Annotated in this window: 17 protein-coding genes and 3 pseudogenes; 9 read left to right on the top strand and 11 right to left on the bottom strand. The window is 39.2% G+C overall.

Annotated elements, in window-relative coordinates; all coding sequences use genetic code 11:
- Positions 1 to 145: 145 nt before the first annotated feature.
- Positions 146 to 1,012 (bottom strand): STAS domain-containing protein, encoded by an 867-nt coding sequence (locus SB724_RS16535; RefSeq protein ID WP_007408939.1) that lies wholly within the window; start codon positions 1,010 to 1,012, stop codon positions 146 to 148.
- A 160-nt stretch (positions 1,013 to 1,172) separates the two neighbouring features.
- Here SB724_RS16535 and SB724_RS16530 point away from each other — a divergent pair, with 160 nt between their 5' ends.
- Positions 1,173 to 1,535: a VOC family protein gene (locus SB724_RS16530; protein WP_029326180.1), complete on the top strand. Its 363-nt coding sequence runs from the start codon at positions 1,173 to 1,175 to the stop codon at positions 1,533 to 1,535.
- 84 nt (positions 1,536 to 1,619) lie between these two features.
- Complete coding sequence (gene hmoA / locus SB724_RS16525) at positions 1,620 to 1,946, top strand: heme-degrading oxygenase HmoA (RefSeq protein ID WP_003155696.1); 327 nt, start codon at positions 1,620 to 1,622, stop codon at positions 1,944 to 1,946.
- 32 nt (positions 1,947 to 1,978) lie between these two features.
- Here hmoA and SB724_RS16520 read toward each other — a convergent pair whose 3' ends face one another.
- The 8 genes and pseudogenes from SB724_RS16520 to SB724_RS16485 form a co-directional block, all read right to left on the bottom strand.
- Entirely contained in the window at positions 1,979 to 2,668 is a 690-nt protein-coding gene (locus SB724_RS16520; RefSeq protein ID WP_012117024.1) for a YetF domain-containing protein, read from the bottom strand.
- Positions 2,669 to 2,782: 114 nt separating this feature from the next.
- Positions 2,783 to 3,061, bottom strand: coding sequence for a YesK-like family protein (locus SB724_RS16515; protein ID WP_012117023.1), 279 nt, complete (start codon positions 3,059 to 3,061; stop codon positions 2,783 to 2,785).
- Between the two features lie 28 nt (positions 3,062 to 3,089).
- Positions 3,090 to 3,623, bottom strand: a complete 534-nt coding sequence (locus SB724_RS16510; protein ID WP_410571965.1) for a GNAT family N-acetyltransferase — start codon at positions 3,621 to 3,623, stop codon at positions 3,090 to 3,092.
- Between the two features lie 88 nt (positions 3,624 to 3,711).
- On the bottom strand, positions 3,712 to 4,281 hold the full coding sequence (gene cotJC / locus SB724_RS16505) for a spore coat protein CotJC (protein WP_003155700.1): 570 nt from the start codon (positions 4,279 to 4,281) through the stop codon (positions 3,712 to 3,714).
- Between the two features lie 14 nt (positions 4,282 to 4,295).
- Entirely contained in the window at positions 4,296 to 4,559 is a 264-nt protein-coding gene (gene cotJB / locus SB724_RS16500; RefSeq protein ID WP_007408934.1) for a spore coat protein CotJB, read from the bottom strand.
- Positions 4,543 to 4,791, bottom strand: coding sequence for a spore coat-associated protein CotJA (cotJA, locus tag SB724_RS16495; RefSeq protein WP_003155704.1), 249 nt, complete (start codon positions 4,789 to 4,791; stop codon positions 4,543 to 4,545). The genes cotJB and cotJA overlap by 17 nt, the downstream gene beginning before the upstream one ends.
- 195 nt (positions 4,792 to 4,986) lie before the next feature.
- Positions 4,987 to 5,100 (bottom strand): annotated as a pseudogene (locus SB724_RS16490) (hypothetical protein); the annotation flags it as partial.
- A 323-nt stretch (positions 5,101 to 5,423) separates the two neighbouring features.
- The gene (locus tag SB724_RS16485; RefSeq protein WP_003155709.1) at positions 5,424 to 6,143 is read right to left on the bottom strand and encodes a YebC/PmpR family DNA-binding transcriptional regulator; all 720 of its coding nucleotides are present in this window, start codon (positions 6,141 to 6,143) and stop codon (positions 5,424 to 5,426) included.
- A 298-nt stretch (positions 6,144 to 6,441) separates the two neighbouring features.
- Here SB724_RS16485 and SB724_RS16480 point away from each other — a divergent pair, with 298 nt between their 5' ends.
- From SB724_RS16480 to SB724_RS16460, 5 genes and pseudogenes are all read left to right on the top strand, one after another.
- Positions 6,442 to 8,448, top strand: a complete 2,007-nt coding sequence (locus SB724_RS16480) for a T7SS effector LXG polymorphic toxin (protein WP_410571963.1) — start codon at positions 6,442 to 6,444, stop codon at positions 8,446 to 8,448.
- A 4-nt stretch (positions 8,449 to 8,452) separates the two neighbouring features.
- A complete protein-coding gene (yezG, locus tag SB724_RS16475) occupies positions 8,453 to 8,938 on the top strand; it encodes an LXG family T7SS effector immunity protein YezG (protein WP_410571961.1) in 486 nt (161 codons plus the stop codon).
- A 13-nt stretch (positions 8,939 to 8,951) separates the two neighbouring features.
- On the top strand, positions 8,952 to 9,407 hold the full coding sequence (locus SB724_RS16470; RefSeq protein ID WP_410571959.1) for an antitoxin YezG family protein: 456 nt from the start codon (positions 8,952 to 8,954) through the stop codon (positions 9,405 to 9,407).
- 326 nt (positions 9,408 to 9,733) lie between these two features.
- Positions 9,734 to 10,128, top strand: a pseudogene (locus SB724_RS16465) (CDI toxin immunity protein).
- 122 nt (positions 10,129 to 10,250) lie between these two features.
- Positions 10,251 to 10,511, top strand: a complete 261-nt coding sequence (locus SB724_RS16460; protein ID WP_039252430.1) for a hypothetical protein — start codon at positions 10,251 to 10,253, stop codon at positions 10,509 to 10,511.
- 113 nt (positions 10,512 to 10,624) lie between these two features.
- Here SB724_RS16460 and SB724_RS16455 read toward each other — a convergent pair.
- Both SB724_RS16455 and SB724_RS16450 read right to left on the bottom strand, forming a co-directional pair.
- Positions 10,625 to 11,791: pseudogene (locus SB724_RS16455) on the bottom strand (MrcB family domain-containing protein).
- A 322-nt stretch (positions 11,792 to 12,113) separates the two neighbouring features.
- A complete protein-coding gene (locus SB724_RS16450; protein WP_410571957.1) occupies positions 12,114 to 16,733 on the bottom strand; it encodes a hypothetical protein in 4,620 nt (1,539 codons plus the stop codon).
- A 25-nt stretch (positions 16,734 to 16,758) separates the two neighbouring features.
- Between SB724_RS16450 and SB724_RS16445 the strand changes: the two genes are divergently transcribed.
- Together SB724_RS16445 and SB724_RS16440 are read left to right on the top strand one after the other, a co-directional pair.
- Positions 16,759 to 16,980, top strand: coding sequence for a recombinase family protein (locus tag SB724_RS16445; RefSeq protein ID WP_391590169.1), 222 nt, complete (start codon positions 16,759 to 16,761; stop codon positions 16,978 to 16,980).
- 311 nt (positions 16,981 to 17,291) lie between these two features.
- Positions 17,292 to 17,555 carry a recombinase family protein gene (locus tag SB724_RS16440; protein WP_410571955.1) on the top strand — a complete coding sequence of 88 codons (264 nt, stop codon included), beginning with the start codon at positions 17,292 to 17,294 and terminating at the stop codon, positions 17,553 to 17,555.
- The last annotated feature ends 23 nt before the right edge of the window (positions 17,556 to 17,578 follow it).

The raw sequence follows: 17,578 nt of genomic DNA, 5'->3' as shown, positions 1-17,578 counted from the left end.
CGCTTTGATATAAACCGTGTCGCCGACCCCCGCCCCCAAGGCGTCATATTGCTCTTTTTAAGAACGCAATCTTCCGTTCCGACATATTTAAATTGTTTTCCGCTGACAAAAAAAGCGCCCCGCCTCTGGCCGGAGCACCTTTTTTCTATGCTTTTGCTTCCTCGATCACACATGTGACGCCCATGCTGGCGAGCGCCTGCTCCAGGGAGCCGTAGGTTTGATACTCTGAAAAATCAAGCCCCAATTGGATAGAAGTCTGTGCCACATCAGGCCGAATGCCGGAAAACACGGTTCTGATGCCGAGGAGAAATAACGTTTTCGACAGCATATACAATTGCTGCGCCACCATCGTATCGACAATGGGCACACCGGACAGATCAATCACAAGATTTGTGATCCGTTTGGCGACACAGTTTTCCGGCACCGACTCCAAAATCACGCGCGCCCGTCTCGTATCAATCGATCCGATGAGCGGCAGAGTGCCGATCGTATCCGCGATCAAAATAACCGGACAGCTCAATTCGGAAATAAGCTCCTGCTGAGATGACAGCCTCGCGATCATTAATTTCTGAAACTGTTCAGTAAAATCCGTCATCAGCTGATCAAACGAGCCGTTGACAAGGTGATTCCAGCGGCGGGCATCCTCGTTTGTTACGATGTCCTGATGCTCATCCATAAAACGGGTGACCGCCTCCCAAAAGACGGTTCTTGAATTGCCGATCGCCTCAACGACCTCATGAACCTCCGCGTCTTGCTCCACTCTGCTTTTCGCTACCTGTGCGGCCCATTTTTCTTTGTTATGCTGAAAAACGGCCGGATCTTCCAAAAAAGCGCTTGCGATGACCGTGTTTGTAAAGGTATGCTGCTCGATCAGCAGCCGTTTCATTTCCTCACTTAATTGATCCGCAGAATAAAAACGCCCTCTCAGCTTCCGTCTCAGCTTGAGCCATTTTTCCGTCAGCTCTGCCGAATGTGTAATAATATAATCATGAAGTAATTGGTCTTTGTTCACTGCCGTCTCCTCTTTCAAGAATATGTACTTTTGTCTAAATTATAAATCGGAATCGCCGATCGCACTAGAGAAATTAAAAAAACCCGCACATTAAAGCTTTTGATTGCTTTTTTCGGCAGGAGGATACACTATAAAAGAAATGAAACAGGAGGTCAGTATGATGATCAAAAAAATCGCGACAGTCGCCGTATACACTGATGATCAGCAAAAAGCGAAAACATTCTGGACGGAAAAAGCGGGGTTTGAAACCGTCGCCGAGCATCCGATGGGACCGGGCGCCTTCTGGCTTGAGGTAGCGCCCAAAGGAGCCGCCACTCATTTGGTTATTTATCCGAAAGCGATGATGAAAGGGGCCGAGCATATGAAGGCTTCTATCGTATTTGAGTGTGAAGATGTCTTCGCCGCATATGAACAGATGAAAAAGAACGGCATCACCTTTTTAGATGAACCGAAACAAATGGAATGGGGCAGCTTTGTGCAATTTAAAGATGAGGATGGTCATGTCTTTCTCCTGAAATCGTAATCCGTCAGGCACCCCAATTGACTTTGAGAATCATTTTCATTTAAAATGTTGGATAAAGCGTGAAACGGATTGGAGAGTTGCCAGATGTTTGTGCAAATCAGAAAAATGACCGTAAAAGAAGGACATGCCGACAAAGTAATCGAACGCTTCAGTTCAGAAGGCGTGATTGAAAAGCAGGAAGGTTTGATAGACGTAACGGTCCTGGAAAAAAAAGTCCGCCGCGGTGATGAAGAAGTCGTCGTGTTAATCCGCTGGGAGTCAGAAGACCATTGGAAACAATGGGAAAAAAGCGAAGACCACATCGCGGCCCACAAAGCAAACCAAGGCAAGCCGAAACCTGATTATATGCTTGGAACGGATGTCGGTATGTATCATGTCAGAGCCGTTAAAACAGGCGTACACGAAAAATAATAAAGAGCATTTGCCCCAGGGCAATGCTCTTTTTATTTTTTCTCCTCATACGGCAGGACAAACAGCGGTTTATCGGGCTTCCATTCCGCATACAGCACGTCCTCCGTTTTTTTGATGTTCAGCTTTTTCAGCTCCTGATTCAGCTGCTTTTCTTCCAGCCCGGCTTCTTTCAGATTTTCATACAGCACTTCGCCGTCAATAATCAGCGTGACCGGCAAAGAGACCTGCTTCGGCTTTATTTGCATGTCGCCGTTTTTCGTCGTGTCATATTGAAATTTAGGCAGGACGCTGACCATCCCGTTTGTTTCTAAAATCGCGTACTCCGCTTCCTGTATGGAAAAGCAATTCGCCTGTCTGAGAAGGCTTTGCAATTGATTAATGTCCAGCTTATTCTTTTTCAGCACATCATATTTCAGTTTTCCTTTATGTATGATAATACTCGGCTCGCCTTCCAACAGCTTTCTAGAGCTTTTTACTTTCTGCGTAATCAGTTCGATGAGATAAATTAAAATCCCCCATAACAGAGAGGCAAAAATGATTTCAAAAATCCTGACGCCTTTATCATACACCGCATTTCCGACCAGTTCGCCGAGGATGAGCGCGGAAATAAAATCAAACGGCGTAATTTGCGAGAATTGAGTTTTTCCAAGCAATTTTAAAATCACAAATAAAATACCCAAACCGCATACTAACTCCCAAGCCACTGTAAGTAAATGTCCCATATTCGCACCTTCTTCTTAAAAGTCATTACCATTATGGACATTCGCCTGTTTTCTATACAGCGGCCGGCAACACACAAAAAAAACGCAGCCGAGGCCGCGTTTTTTCACTTCTGCTTACTGTTTTCGATTCGATCTGACGACCCGTAAGCACACCTCAGCGGCATAACCGGCGGCCGCTCCGGAACCCGCAAACATCGCGGCAAGCCCCAAGCCCATTCCTTCCCAGCCGCCGACACCGAAAATGCTGTAAACAACCGTACCGAAAGCAGTCAGGCCCAGCACCGCCAAAAGGCACTCAGGCCACATCTTTTTCGGCCATTTCTTGCGGAGCACAGCCGATACGGCAAAGTTAAGACAAAATGCGGCCAGACAGATCAGATAAAAAAACCCCATGTCTTTTACCTCCGTCATAAGAAGCTTTTTATTTACTCACCTTTTTTTCAAACAAATGATAACCCGGCGCGAGTCCTTTTGATTCGTACCCCATTCCGCTGTAAAACGACTGAAGCGCCTGGTTTTCGGACACGCAATCGAGCCGGATTTTCGTTTTTCCCGGACAAGACACACCCGTCTCCGCCCAAGTCATGATTGTCCGGCCGAGCCCAGCCCCTGCAAACCGCCTGTTAATCGCCAGCCGGTGGAGATATACGGACTCCTCATGTCCTTCATCGCCCCATAGACGTCTGTCCCACCCGCTTGCTTCGGGAAGCAGCATGACGACGCCGGCCAGCTCTTCATTCTGCCTGAATAAAAAAACATACCCTTGGGCGATCGCCTCCCGCATATTGTGGGTATCTTCCCCTTCTAGAAGGCCGCTCCACTGGTTCGACCCTTTATCGCGAAGCCATTCTGCCGCTTGCACGAGCAGATCCATGACCTCTTCTTCATCATCCTTCCGGGCGGAGGTGACCCGGAATGCCCCCGCCTTCTCCTCCGTAATCGTAAATGGTGTCATAAAATCCTCCTGTAATCAGAATATTCGACACCTTTATTATAGACCAAACGCAGAAAGGAAAAAAACAGCCGTCGTGTTTGAGGGCCGTTTAAAAAATTTTCTTCTTATCACGTTCTTCTTTTAAAATCTCAACCGCTTCCCTGAAACGCATAGAGTGGACGATTTCACGCTCACGCAGAAAACGGAGTGAATCATTCAGGTCAGGGTCATCGGAAATATCAATAATCCATTGATACGTCGCTCTCGCCTTTTCTTCAGCCGCAATATCCTCATATAAATCAGCGATCGGATCTCCCTTCGCCTGTATGTAAGACGCTGTGAACGGAACTCCGGCCGCATTGTGATAAAACAGCGCGCTGTCATGGTTGACGTAATGATCACTGAGCCCTGCATCACGCAGCTGCTCCGGGGTCGCATCTTTTGTCAGCTTATAAATCATCGTCGCAATCATTTCTAAATGCGCAAACTCCTCCGTGCCGATATCCGTCAGCAGGCCGATCACCTTGTCAGGAATCGTGTAGCGCTGGTTTAAGTACCGGAGCGCTGCGGCCAATTCGCCGTCCGCCCCGCCGTATTGTTCAATGAGAAACTTAGCCAGCATCGGGTTGCATGTACTGACTTTAACCGGATACTGCAGCTTTTTTTCATATACCCACATTTACAGATCCCTCCTTATACTTGCCATGGCCAAGGACCGCGGCCCCAGTCCCATTGAGCGCCGACCTGACTCACGCCGAATTGCAGAAGCGGTCCGTACTCAGGCTCAAACCGCTTTCTCAGCTGTCTTGAGTACCGGGAATATTCATGAAACTGCTGAAGCGCGAGACGGTCATGGGGATGCGTATCCAGATAAAGCGTCAGCTCAACCAAGACAAAGTCCGCCGCCTGAATTTGCTCCAGCAGCCGATAGTATTCATCATCAATCTTTTTCGCCATATTCGATTCCCCCCCGATAAGGATTATCATAGAAATCGTAAAGATCCTTCCAAAGGGTCCCTTTTCTCAATGCCTCCATCGGAGAAAACTGCTCCAAGTGATACGGCTGAAACCGCATATAAAGATGCGGCGGCGTTCTGTAGTATTTTCTCCCGATCGGCGGGCAGGGATCAAACCGGCTGTGGAAGGGTTTATAGGATTTGACCGGTGTAAACGGCTGATTTTCTTTCATTACGATCCTCCTTTCCTAAACACATGACCTTAATAGGTATGAATCCGTATCGGCATTTATGCCCTGTAAGAAAATAAAAAAGCTCGCCGCATAGAAACGGTCACAAAAAAAAACACTCTTGCTGTTCCAAGAGTGCTTTTTCCCGAATGATCAGATATATTGGCTGTCCCGATGATGATGATGGAACGGGTAGCCGCCGTAGCCTCCGCCATAGCCGCCGAAACCGTACCCCGGATATCCCCCGAAGCCTCCGTAGCCGCCGTAGCCGCCAAAACCGCCGTAACCGCCGTAACCGCCAAAACCGTATCCCGGGTATCCGTAGCCTCCGCCGAAACCGTGTCCCGGATATCCTCCGAAGCCTCCGTAGCCGCCAAAACCGTACCCCGGGTAGCCTCCGAAGCCTCCATAGCCGCCGCCAAAGCCTCCGCCGTAAATCGGTCTTCTTTCATTCATGATTTATCGCTCCTTCACATAGGTTACAGTCCAGTTTATGACATCCGGAAGGAAACGTATGGGCATCCGCCCAGTTTTGGCGAAATAATCAATAATTGCTTACGGAGAAATTCGATACAGGCCGACCGCATAAGCAAAATAAAAAGGCCGGAACTTATGCCGCCCCGGCCTTTTTGTCTTTATTCGCCTAAATCTACATTGTGATAAACCTGCTGTACGTCTTCGAGGTCTTCCAACACATCGATCAGCTTTTCAAATTGAGCTTTCGCATCTTCCGGAAGCTCGACTTCATTTTGCGCAAGCATCGTCAGCTCCGCAACCGTGAACTCTTCAACGCCGGCATTTTTGAATGCCTCCTGTACCGCATGGAATTGATCAGGCTCGGCATATACGATAACACTGTCATCCTCTTCTAATATATCGCGCACGTCCACATCAGCTTCCATCAGCAATTCCAGCGCTTCATCCGCCGTCTTGCCTTCAACGCCGATAACGGCAGTCGCATCGAACATGTAAGCGACAGACCCGCTCACCCCCATATTTCCGCCGTTTTTCCCGAATGCGGCACGCACTTCAGGCGCCGTGCGGTTTACATTATTGGTTAACGCATCAACGATGATCATTGAACCGTTCGGCCCGAAACCTTCGTAACGCAGCTCGTCAAAGTTCTCCTCCGCGCCGCCTTTCGCCTTTTCAATCGCACGCTCAATAATATTTTTCGGCACACTGTACGTCTTTGCGCGCTCAAGCACCACTTTTAACGCCTGGTTCGATTCCGGATCTGGCTCGCCTTGTTTTGCCGCCACATAAATCTCACGGCCGAACTTCGCATAAATCCGGCTCGTATTTGCGTCCTTTGATGCTTTCTTTTCTTTAATGTTGTTCCACTTACGGCCCATTTTGTTCCACTCTCTTTCACGAATTGAATCTGTATGATAAATACTCTGCTTCTATTATACCTCAGCGGTTGGGTTGTTTCGAGTGTAAGACATTAGAAAAAACAGGCACGCTTAAAATCACCGAAGCGCAGTAAGCCGAATTTGAAGGTTATTGTACAAAACATAAAAAGCCTCCCTTCATACAGGAAGGAAGTCGCAAGCCAAAAGATTCATTTTATTCTTATTACCTATTTCCTACACTGTATATCCTGACTCACGTGGTAAAATTTTGATATCGAACAAAAGAAAGGATATGGTCATGAAAGTTTTCGAAGCAACCACCCTCCTCGCCGCCGCCAAACAGCGCGCGAGTGAATACAAAGAACTGCGCGGCCAGATGGTCAATCTGAAAAAAGCGTTTCAAGGCATGGCTGACCTCGATGACAGCGACTTCTCAGGCCGGGGCGCAAATAACATTAAAGCTTTTTTCAAGGACCACGCCGGCGTCACAGACAGCTGGCTTGATCTGATCGACATGAAAATCGCATTTCTCACAAGCCTTCCCGGCAAGGTCGAAGACGCCGGACTTTCCAATTCGCATGTGGAGGAATCATTTCTGGAGCACGAGCTCACCCACGCCCTCAGTAAATCAAAGGCAATTATGGAAGAGCAGAAAAAAGACATGCGCTCCATCCTCGGAGAAATTGAAGACATCATCTCGCTTGATCTATTTTCAACGGAAAGCACGGATCAGAATCTCTCTTCAGCTGACAAAAAAAGAAGCGAAACGATACATAAACTCGGCAAACTTGATCACGATCTAACGAAAGAATACGCAGAAACCGAAGCGAACGAACAGTTCATCCAAGCCGACTTTCAACAGCTTCAAAACGCGACGGGCAAAGGAAAAAGCGCCACGCCGCTTCACTACAACGCCAAAGCGTACCGAGAAAGCGACATCCATAAGAAGAAAGGCGAGATCGCAAGACATTCGGATGCTTATTTGACGATTAAAAAGGAAGAGGCGAAAGAGCGGGAGATTGAAAAACTGAAAGAAAGACTGAAAAACTACGATTATGCGAATGCCGATGAATTCTACTCAATGGCCAAAACAATCGGCTATAAAAACCTGACAAAAGAACAGCAGCGCTACTTCACTCAAATTGAAAACACGCGTGAACTTACAGACGGTTTCAAAGGCGTTGCCGTCGGCCTTTATGATTCCGGAAAAGACGCGGTCACAGGCCTGTGGGATATGGTCACAGATCCGGGCGGAACGGTTGAAGCCATTACAGGAGCGGTGGCTCACCCGATCAAAACGTATGAAGCCATTTCAGCGGCAATCGAAGAATCGTACCAAAAAGACATGGTGAATGGCGACACCTACTCCAGAGCAAGATGGGTGTCATATGCGGTCGGCACCGTTGTGACATCAGTTATCGGCACAAAAGGCGTCGGCGCCGTCTCAAAAACAGGCACAGCCGCCAAAGTGACAACCAAAGTCAAAACAGCAGCAAGCAAATCCGCCACAGCACAAAAAGCGATAACGGTCTCAAAACAAACAGTTGATCACATCAAACAAAAAGTAAACACAGGCATCGAAGTATCAAAAAAACGCGCCAAAACCAAGTTAAATCAAATGGGAGATCTCACCCTGGCTGATATTCTCCCGTATCATCCGCGTCACGACTTAGTGCCGGCGGGCGTGCCTTACAATGCTGTCAACGGGGTCACACTTAAAGAAGGACTTCAGAAATTCGCTAAGGTCATCCTGCCGAAACCGTATGGAACCTCCGCAAGCGGCAGACGGACACCGGCACCGCATGTACCGCCGGTAACGGTCAAATACGGCGAGCATTTTGCGAAATGGACCAGAAAGAAAGTATTGAAGCCGAATGTCATTTACAAAACAAAAGAAGGCTACACGTACACCACTGACAACTATGGTAGAATTACAAGTGTCAAAGCAGACTTGCAGCTGGGAGAAGCAAAACGCAACCAATATGCGCAATCAAAAGCAGGTAAACCAGACCGTCTGACAGATGACGACGGAGGTCACCTAATCGCCACCCAATTCAAAGGCTCAGGCCAATTTGACAACATCGTGCCGATGAATTCTCAGATTAATAGGAGCGGCGGGAAATGGTATGAAATGGAGCAAGAATGGGCAAAGGCTCTTAAAGAAGAACCACCGCAAAAAGTTAACGTTAATATAAAAGCCATATATAAAGGTGATTCACTAAGACCAGACAAATTCATCGTTAAGTACAGCATTGGAGATGCTGATTTCGAAAAAGTAACAATAAAAAATCAATCTGGAGGTTGAGGTCATGGACACACCAAAAATGGGTGAATTGTATCAAAGAATAGCAACTCAGATAAATGAAATGATTCCATCTGAATGGGAAAAAGTATATCTTTACGCCGAGATATTAGAGGATTCTTCCGAAGTGTATTTTTATTTTAATATACCGGGCGAGAATGAATTCTTATACTCACATAACATTCCAGAATATTTTAATGTAAGCGAAGATATTTATGATGATTTATTAATCGAACTTCAAGAATCATTCGAAGAATTACGCGAAGAATATAAGGAAAATAATCCAGAAACTTGGACGAACTTGACTTTGAAACTAAATAGGACAGGCCAGTTTTCTATAGATTATAATTATGAAGATGTAATTGCTTCAGAGCTAAATGGATCTCAAAGAAAGGCTGTTTGGGTGTATAAAAATCTAGGTTTACTGCCAAAAAGGAAAACGGTAAGAGACTTTTTAGAGGATTATATCAAGACTAACGAAGGGAAAATTTAAATTAATTTCTGATATGGGACAGTTATATCAACAAATAGCAGAACAACTTAATGAAATGATTCCATCTGAATGGACAAAAATCGTTCTTTATGCGGAAATATTAGAGGATTCATCAGAAGTTTACTTTTTCTTCAATACACCACAAAGTGAAGAGAATATCTATTCTCATGATATACCGAAACAATTCGATGTTAGTAAAAAAATATACGTGAGTTTATTAATTGAACTTCAAGAGTTATTCGAGGAGTTAAGAGAAGAATTTAAAGCAAACAACCAAGATATTTGGACCAATTTAACGCTCAAACTAGAGAATACTGGAAAATTCTCAATAGACTACGATTATACCGATGTCATCGCCTCAAACTTAAACGGTACTCAACGGCAAGTCGTATGGGAATATAAGAATTTAGGTATCTTGCCAGAAGATAAGAAAGAGAAAGATTTTGTATTAAACTACTTCGGTCTATAAATCAATAATGGCTCAGCTCTTTACTGCTGGGCTATTTTTATTCTCAGATTGGCTCTTGGCTTTTATGGAAACCGAAAAAGGCCTATTATATAAAAAGTCAGCCGAATGATTTAATAATTTGATTACTTCTGAATGGAATAAGGTTGGCCTATACGCTGAAATTTTAGATGAGTATAGACTTTTCTTTAGTACAGAAAAAAGAAGAAAACCAATCATCCCATACAAACGAATAATCATATTAATGATAATTTGTTTAATGCACTTCAAAATTTATTTTGAACTGAAAATACATCTTCATATTATTACTTAAACATGAGGCGGAAATTTTGGACTTATTTGAAGATTGCATCGAAGCCCTTAAAGATCCTAAAGAAATTTTATCAGATGAGCTAACCGAACAATACTTCGAGACACTAAACAATAATTTCCCGATAACCAGTTGGGCTAAAAAATTGATTGGGGCAAAGTACCACAAAAAGAAAGTATAGAAACCTATGATGATCTATATAAATGGTTAAAGTTTAAAGAGATTGTAGATACAACCATTAATCTTCTATGGAATCCATCGGATGTTCCTGTTGTGAGGACTACATTAGAGAATGCATTAGAAGTGCTAGATAACGTACTTGCTCTAGGTTCAGATACTTTTATGTACAGCGACCACGGTTTTGTTATTGAATTTTTCCATGATGGTGAGGTCACAATCGGGAGAACTGAATAGTAGTAAGCTACTTCAGCTATAATTCAAAAATGGTTCACTCCAGCTCTGCTTAATAAATCTAAGCCCTCTTAATTGAGGGCTTTAGATTTATCTCATCTCACTTTATAAAAAGGAGCAACATTTTGACAGTAAGAAGAGCCTTAATAAAACAAATTAATTTAACAATCACAGCAATAAAAACAAACAATCAAAAGAATCCAACTCCAATGGTGAAAATCCTAATAAAAAGATACGAAGAGGGAAATGAATTTATCCTTCAATCATCGGATGAACAATTCGAAGAAGACCTCTCTAAAGTTAGAAATAAACTAGACACTCTGACAAGAGCATATCTAGAATCAGCTAACAACTATATGAATCCTATGCTCATAGTTAGTTCTTAATATCGTATTACCAAGAGTCAATATTGCCCTTAAAACAATTGATAGTAATAATAAACCTGCTATAATCAATAATTAGAGGATAATTACTTTCAGAAAAAACAACTCAAATGATTTCAAGAGCTTTTAATCAGACAGCCGTACATCTCTTTAAGATCTGAAAAGGTGATTTCTATACCTATACGTTTCAATTGATCCTTACGCTGATCAAACAATTTTTTTAAAAGTGTTTCTTTATCTTCATCTCTCCCTAAATGTATAAGACGATGACAAAGTGGACATAAACTTACCATGTTCTCTAGTTGATCTAAGTCATATTGGAATTCACCTTGCTTAGCTATAGGCACAAGATGATGACACTCAACAAAAGGCTTATTGGTAGATTTAGAGATAAATGTTTTATGGGAGTCATCAATTTCGCAAGTGTAATTTGAAAGCATCATAGCCATTGAGGCTAGGCTTGCATTCCTTGTCCACTGCTTTTGTCCACCTTTATTATAAATTGAATCTGGACGTACTTTTTTTTGATTTACTTCATATGACTTTTTTACACTCTCAGATATAATAAAATGCGGAATTGCTAGCTGATATTCTTCTTCATTAGTCGTTTCATCTGTAAACACCCCGTCTTCCTGTTATAAAATGAAATCATTGAACTGTTCTATTGATCTCTTTCCAATCAGTCCTTCTATTTCTTTATATGTAATCAACAAATTTTGTAAATCGGTTATGAATTCTTCCTTACTAGGTATATTGCTCACATCATAATATCGTCCACATATATGTCCTAGTTCATATCCTCTAGCAAGATCACCATTACCCTTTAAATCAATATTTAAAAGATTCATGTTTCTAGGTATAGTATTTAATTTTCCTCTAATTATAGAAGCTGTTTTTTTTATTTTTTCCTTCCCTAGCTTTGTTCCATATTTATCTTTAAAATATGTCCAACCTTGATTCAAACTAACATAAAAGCCACTGCCATCTGCATTAAACAAATATACAATATAGTACCCTCTTGTGGCTGAAATCGTTAAGTTCTTAATAAAGATAGAAATCCATGGAACCTCAGCCCATCTACCTTGTCCTACCGAACCTACTATATGATAAATTTTTAGATCTAATTCGGCGTCTTTAAAAAGAGACTCCTTTATCTTATGACGAACAAGTGTCCCTAAGGGATGGTCTTTAAACATCTCCCTTTTAGCTTTATGATATTCTGTTATTACTTTAATCATTTTTTCTAGTATGGTTAAATTTGAATCATCTAAAACTTTAGCCATTATTTCAAACACCTATATATATAAATGAGATACCTAGAGACGAAGTATAAAAAGCCTCTCCTGATCTTGGGAGGCTTTAGTTTTTTTAAAATTTCTTATATTTCTTTTCTCTCCAAAACCGCCACACACTTCACATGGCTTGGATGGTGATGGCAGAAAATATTGATGTAGTGGTGTTTACCTTATACTTTTAAATTAATAATAATTTTAGCATTTGAATCTTACATCATGCCGCCCGTAGGCTGTTAGAGTGTAATATTGCTAACATTGTAATGTATGTAACTCCTATAATTTTATTTACCTTTGAAATTCTGTGCCTAGCTTACATATCCATAATTGTAATCGTTAATTCACGCATAGTTCCAATTCGATTTTCGAACATTTCATCCCACATATCTAAACAACGCTGATTAACTTCGAAATCACCTTGGGTTCTATCATAGAGAAAAGCAATTAATTTCGATAATTCCCGAGCTATACCATATAGTTCACTTCCAACATCTTTAACTTCTTCTTGAGAGTTTTGAATTATATTTTGGCACATACCGAATATAACTTCTTTGAATAATATGATTGGTATATCATTTTCATTTATAAAATATACAAAGCGACGCACCATTCTTCTGGTAGTTTTAGAAGTTACTAATTTTAAAATAAACTCTTCATCCTCCTTTATATTTATCTTTTCTTTATATAATAATTGAGAATAAGAAAAAGTAAGATCGTCATCTTTTTCCTCATCCAAAAAATGTACAATTATTTTTTTACACTTTTCATGATGTTCTTGATATCCAATAAGATCACATGCAACCTTAACGATTCCTTCTTTTTGTTCCTTAGATTTATTAATATTCTTAAAAAGAATATCTCCAAAGCTTCCATATAATACATACATATTCGCAATGTGTTTGGCACCTACTTTAGCCACGTCTTCAAACTTTGAATTATACATTTCAAGGACTAACTCTTTAATCGTTCTAGAATAATCTTTATATAAATTATAGAACAAGTTATATGCATATGGATGAGCAGCAATTCTTAGATCTTTGTTAGCCAATTGAAAGAACCACTGTACAGTTTGTTCCTTATCAAAATTCATAATCGGTATAATACACTCTATTGCTGACATATTTACCGCTAGATTTTTATCGTTAACAATAGAATCTACAGCATCTTTAAAATAATCATATCTATCTTTATCTTCCCAGAGTAAAGAAGCTATTGCCTCAGCAGCGCAACCTCTTACACAATTCATTGAATTTGTAAAAAGAGAATTAATCGTGTTTACTTCTTTATCTTCTGAGGACACTACATTGAACTCACCCTGCTCTGGATTCAGATGATTCATTGCTATATTTGATATTTCGTTTAAAATATCCTTGTCCCATAATTCTTCAGCTCTCTCTCTAATTCCTCTACAAAAAGACGTTGCAACATTTATATTCTCATTGTTAACCCATTTTTTATATAAACTCTGTGCTAGATGGAGATTAACAGGTTTCCAATCTCCGTTTTTATTCATATCCTTATCTAAATCTTTTTTACCTATTATATCGAAAACAGCACTGATATAGTGATTATCAATATCTTTCGGAAACTTTAAGGCTAAGTTAGCGATTCTATTTGGATCTTTTTCACCAACTCTTATAATATCTCTTGAAAATTGCCTTGGTGAAGATTCTAGAATAGGTCCATCTTTTAAGGACCATTTATCTTTTTGATAATCTTTTTTCTCAATAATCTTTAACCATTGTTTATCACTTATTTTTTCAGCTTTAGTACCAATAGTCGAACTAACAAACCCCCCTATAGCATTATTCCTTTTATGCCTAAAATATTGACCATTAAATTTCCGCTTTAGAATTCTTTCCAGTTCGAAAGATTTTCTTGATATCCTATCTTGGTCGAGAGCTGGAATTAAATAATTTTGTACCTCGCCCCAGTATATCCAATGAACTGTCAATTTATTATGTTTTATCCTATTTTCTCTATTAAACTCAAACCTACGTTTTGCTATTTCTAACTCATCTTCTTCATGATAATAGTAAAGTCTATGTTCTAAGCTTTCAAACACTTCATCTGAGCATGTTTTAGAGTGTTTTTCTATTACTTTTTTAGCGATATATAAGTATTCGTCAGAGTCCCCTGTGTAATTGAATAATCTTGTGTGTGGATTCTCAATCAACCAGCTAATAGCATAATCAGAGCAATCAACCGGCAGACTTTCCATAAGGGATAATAAAATCTCATTTATTATAAGTGAAGAATAGTCATTATATTTTTCACAACTCTTCAATAGATTCTTCGCATCAATTTTAATTAATTCTTTTCCTGAAGCCTTAACCATCTCTACATAAGCTCTTCCATACAATTGACCCATATATTGTTTAGATATCCAAAAATCTATTTTTTTGTCATAGATTGAAGTTGTATTTTTAGTAGTTTCTGCAATATATAGCATAAAGTCCTTCCAGACTTGATACGGTCGATCCTTTGCAATTTCAGTAAGGATTTGTATTGCCTTATAATCCAAATCCTGTCTATTTTCAATAGCCTGATTGTTGACATTTTTAACAATTAAATCAATTAAAGATAATGCTCTGCTAGGAGCATCTTTAGCAAGTTCTTCCCAAGAAATGTACGCATTCCATAGTTCTGGCCTAAACTTTAATAATTCCAATCTAAAATCGAACATTTCATCAGAATCATCTGCAATATTCCAACATAGCACATTGTAAATTTTATTATCCAAATCAGGGTTTTTGAATGCTAAAGGATAAATCAATGAAGTCACTTCATTTGGTAAATCAAAGTTAACAGATCTAAGTAGCAACAATGCTAGCTCCCTATCTTGTTCACAATCAAGCCAAGTATTAATGTAACCTTCTCGAATTAAAAACTTTATAAAAATAGGGTGGTTAATGAAAGCAGCACCCAATAAATGATTTCTCCAGTACTCTGAGTTAATATATTCTTTTAAGAATACCTCCACTTTTGAATTGATTGTTTCTACCTGTCCCAGTACTTCTAAAAAGACATATTTCATGTAAAAGCGTATATTTACACTTTGTATTAGCTCAATACCCACATCAACAAAGTCATCTATATCAAAGTCTAGTAAATTTTCTAATAACATCTGAAGTTGATACCTTTTAGATGGAGTCTGTTTAGAAGGAGAGCCAAGTATACTAATAATGGAATTACCTTCAAATATTTGTTGAATCATTTTTTCAACCAAGAAATAGTCATAAAAGCTTTGATGAACAAAACCAATTCTCTTACCATCTGAAAACAATAGTCCATTGGATAATAATTGCTCAATCGCAACCTTTGAGCAATTATTTACCATCTGTACAGGAATCATTAACTTCCCTAAATTATCAATTTGATGAACTATTGTATCTTTTAGTTCATTTAAATCATTAATAAAAACACCCATAATTTCACAATTAACACTTAATTGTGTCCACCATTGTTTTATTAAATCACTAGAGGATATGTATGTATTAGACTTCCTTTTCTCTTCCAAATTAGACCAAATATATAGATTGCTAGGTGTTTTTAACAAGAGTTTAAGTTTCGTTGATAAGTTATTATATGTTTCTCCTACAACTTCTTTTACGCTATCATTATCCAGATCACTCATAATTATTTCTTTCCATGTGTCTTCTTTGTAATTGGTGTTCATTTTTGAAAACAATTGCTTTATACCATTATCATTTTGGAAATCAAACGTTCTGCAAATGAATACCAGCGTTATTTTTCTATCTCTTTCCTTATTGATATTGTTTACTTCTGCTATCATTTCTTTACAGACTTCTAGTGCAGTACTTGAGTGGTTATTCGTCCATCGGATTGCATCTAGTTGGTCTAGAATCAAAACAGCTTCTTTATCCTTGGAAACTGCATCAATACAAAATACTGGTGATGCAGATAAACCTAATTGATCTCCGTAATTATTAGAAGAATATTCTGGAACACGCCGATCTAGTTTTAATGCAAGATGAACTATATTTTTTTCTTTTAGCTTATTTCTTAATTCTATAACACATCCGCTTTTTCCGCTTCCTGCTTTCCCATGTATAATTACTGAATTTCCATTCAAAAGTTCTTTATAACACTTTTCACTTTCCTGCCTATGCATGAGAGAGTTATTAATTTTAACGAAAGCAGAATCAAACTCATTATTCAGATACTCAATTCTTGGCATAATCCGTTCATCTTTATGTAATTGTCTAAATGAAATGTCAGGTTGACTTTCTAAAAAGTTTATTATCATATAAGATGATATTTCTTTTCCTAATAAATCATTTTCTATAGGGTAGCTCAATAATAGATTATAAATAGTTTCGGGATTACCTATAAAAAGATACTTTATAGTTTCCTTCAAGGTTAATTTTGTTTCTAAATCATCGGAGTAATGTATAACATGCATTCTTTTTAAATAATGAAAGGCTTGTTCATTGTCTTGAACAGAACTATGATCCAGCCCAAGATACTCACATATTTTTCTATATTCTTTATACACTTCTGTACTATTCTTTATTTGATATTCATAAAAATCTCTAGGGTTTCCATTAGAATTTCTAGCCCGATTAGTAATATCATTCAACATCATACTATTAACTGCTGAAACAAATTGATAACTAATCTTATCACTGGAGTCTAATTGTTTTTTTGCTTTTTGAAAAATTCCTTTTGCACCCAAATCACCTATAGTCCAATACTCTTTGCTTGCATTTCTCCCCTTGCATTGCGAGCATATTTTACTTCCATCATTGTTTCTAATCCATAGATCAATGCCCTCTTCCTCTTTCCCAATACCTTCCAGTATAATAGATGATATTTCCTCTTTTATTAGTCTAAGTAATTGTTTAACCACCCATCTACCTTCATATCTATTTCCAAACTTATCAGCCCTACCACCAGTTTCATAAGGCAAAGGAAGCCCTCCTCTTTAAAGATATATCTCTATTATAGATCCATTACGATTATTACGGAATCCTGAACTATTTTCTAAAATGAAAAAGCTTTGTGAGATGAAGGAAATTCAAATTATAACGTTAGATGGTTCCATCAATACTCAGCAACAAAACGTAGATTTAATTAGTCTTTATGCTTGGATAATTGAACATGAGACTCAAATCATGAGGCAACGAATCAAATATGGTAAGGAGAAACCATGTTAGATGAACAAATTTAATAATTTCCAAAAAAATATTGTAACCCAACAACAAGCGAAAACCGCAGCGGTTACTTAGCCACTTAAATGAATAGTCGGCTATGAAATTCTACGGTTTTTTAATATCGAAAGGAGAAAGAAACATCAATGAATAGTGATTTTAGAAAGCTCCGAAGCTTTATTTATAGTTAATGATCCAGAATCAGTAGATTCTAATTAACTTTTACAGGACTATAGGAAGCATTCAAATTACTTTACTGAATTAGCTTCAAAGAATATAGAACAAAAAATACGAGAATCGAAAGGAAACAAACAATCATGAAAAAACAACCTAGAGTAGGAATCTATTTTCGTACAAATCATTTAAATAATATGGCAACCCTTCATCACTTAGAGGTATATGCCAAGGAAAGAGAATTGGAACCTATTATCTTTCTGGATATTGACAGCGGAGTTGAACAACGACAATCTCTAAACCATTTACTAAACCAAGTCCGCAACCAAAAAGTAGATATCATTATCACTTATTCTCTTTCACGTTTCTCACGAAAGACCAGTGAGTTTTCTTCCATTTTATGTTAATTTAAAAAATTCAACGCGATATT

It is taken from the genome of Bacillus sp. SIMBA_031 (genome assembly GCF_046535225.1).
GTDB classification, from domain to species: domain Bacteria; phylum Bacillota; class Bacilli; order Bacillales; family Bacillaceae; genus Bacillus; species Bacillus velezensis.
The sequence above is the reverse complement of the archived record's forward strand: the minus strand, read 5'-3'. Positions and strand labels throughout refer to the sequence as shown.

Bases quoted from the DNA above. Each gene is read 5' to 3' on its own strand.
- SB724_RS16530 (WP_029326180.1), top strand. From the start codon at position 1,173: ATGATCAAAAAAATCGCGACAGTCGCCGTATACACTGATGATCAGCAA.
- hmoA (WP_003155696.1), top strand. From the start codon at position 1,620: ATGTTTGTGCAAATCAGAAAAATGACCGTAAAAGAAGGACATGCCGAC.
- SB724_RS16520 (WP_012117024.1), bottom strand. From the start codon at position 2,668: ATGGGACATTTACTTACAGTGGCTTGGGAGTTAGTATGCGGTTTGGGT.
- SB724_RS16515 (WP_012117023.1), bottom strand. From the start codon at position 3,061: ATGGGGTTTTTTTATCTGATCTGTCTGGCCGCATTTTGTCTTAACTTT.
- SB724_RS16510 (WP_410571965.1), bottom strand. From the start codon at position 3,623: ATGACACCATTTACGATTACGGAGGAGAAGGCGGGGGCATTCCGGGTC.
- cotJC (WP_003155700.1), bottom strand. From the start codon at position 4,281: ATGTGGGTATATGAAAAAAAGCTGCAGTATCCGGTTAAAGTCAGTACA.
- cotJB (WP_007408934.1), bottom strand. From the start codon at position 4,559: ATGGCGAAAAAGATTGATGATGAATACTATCGGCTGCTGGAGCAAATT.
- cotJA (WP_003155704.1), bottom strand. From the start codon at position 4,791: ATGAAAGAAAATCAGCCGTTTACACCGGTCAAATCCTATAAACCCTTC.
- SB724_RS16485 (WP_003155709.1), bottom strand. From the start codon at position 6,143: ATGGGCCGTAAGTGGAACAACATTAAAGAAAAGAAAGCATCAAAGGAC.
- SB724_RS16480 (WP_410571963.1), top strand. From the start codon at position 6,442: ATGAAAGTTTTCGAAGCAACCACCCTCCTCGCCGCCGCCAAACAGCGC.
- yezG (WP_410571961.1), top strand. From the start codon at position 8,453: ATGGACACACCAAAAATGGGTGAATTGTATCAAAGAATAGCAACTCAG.
- SB724_RS16470 (WP_410571959.1), top strand. From the start codon at position 8,952: ATGGGACAGTTATATCAACAAATAGCAGAACAACTTAATGAAATGATT.
- SB724_RS16440 (WP_410571955.1), top strand. From the start codon at position 17,292: ATGAAAAAACAACCTAGAGTAGGAATCTATTTTCGTACAAATCATTTA.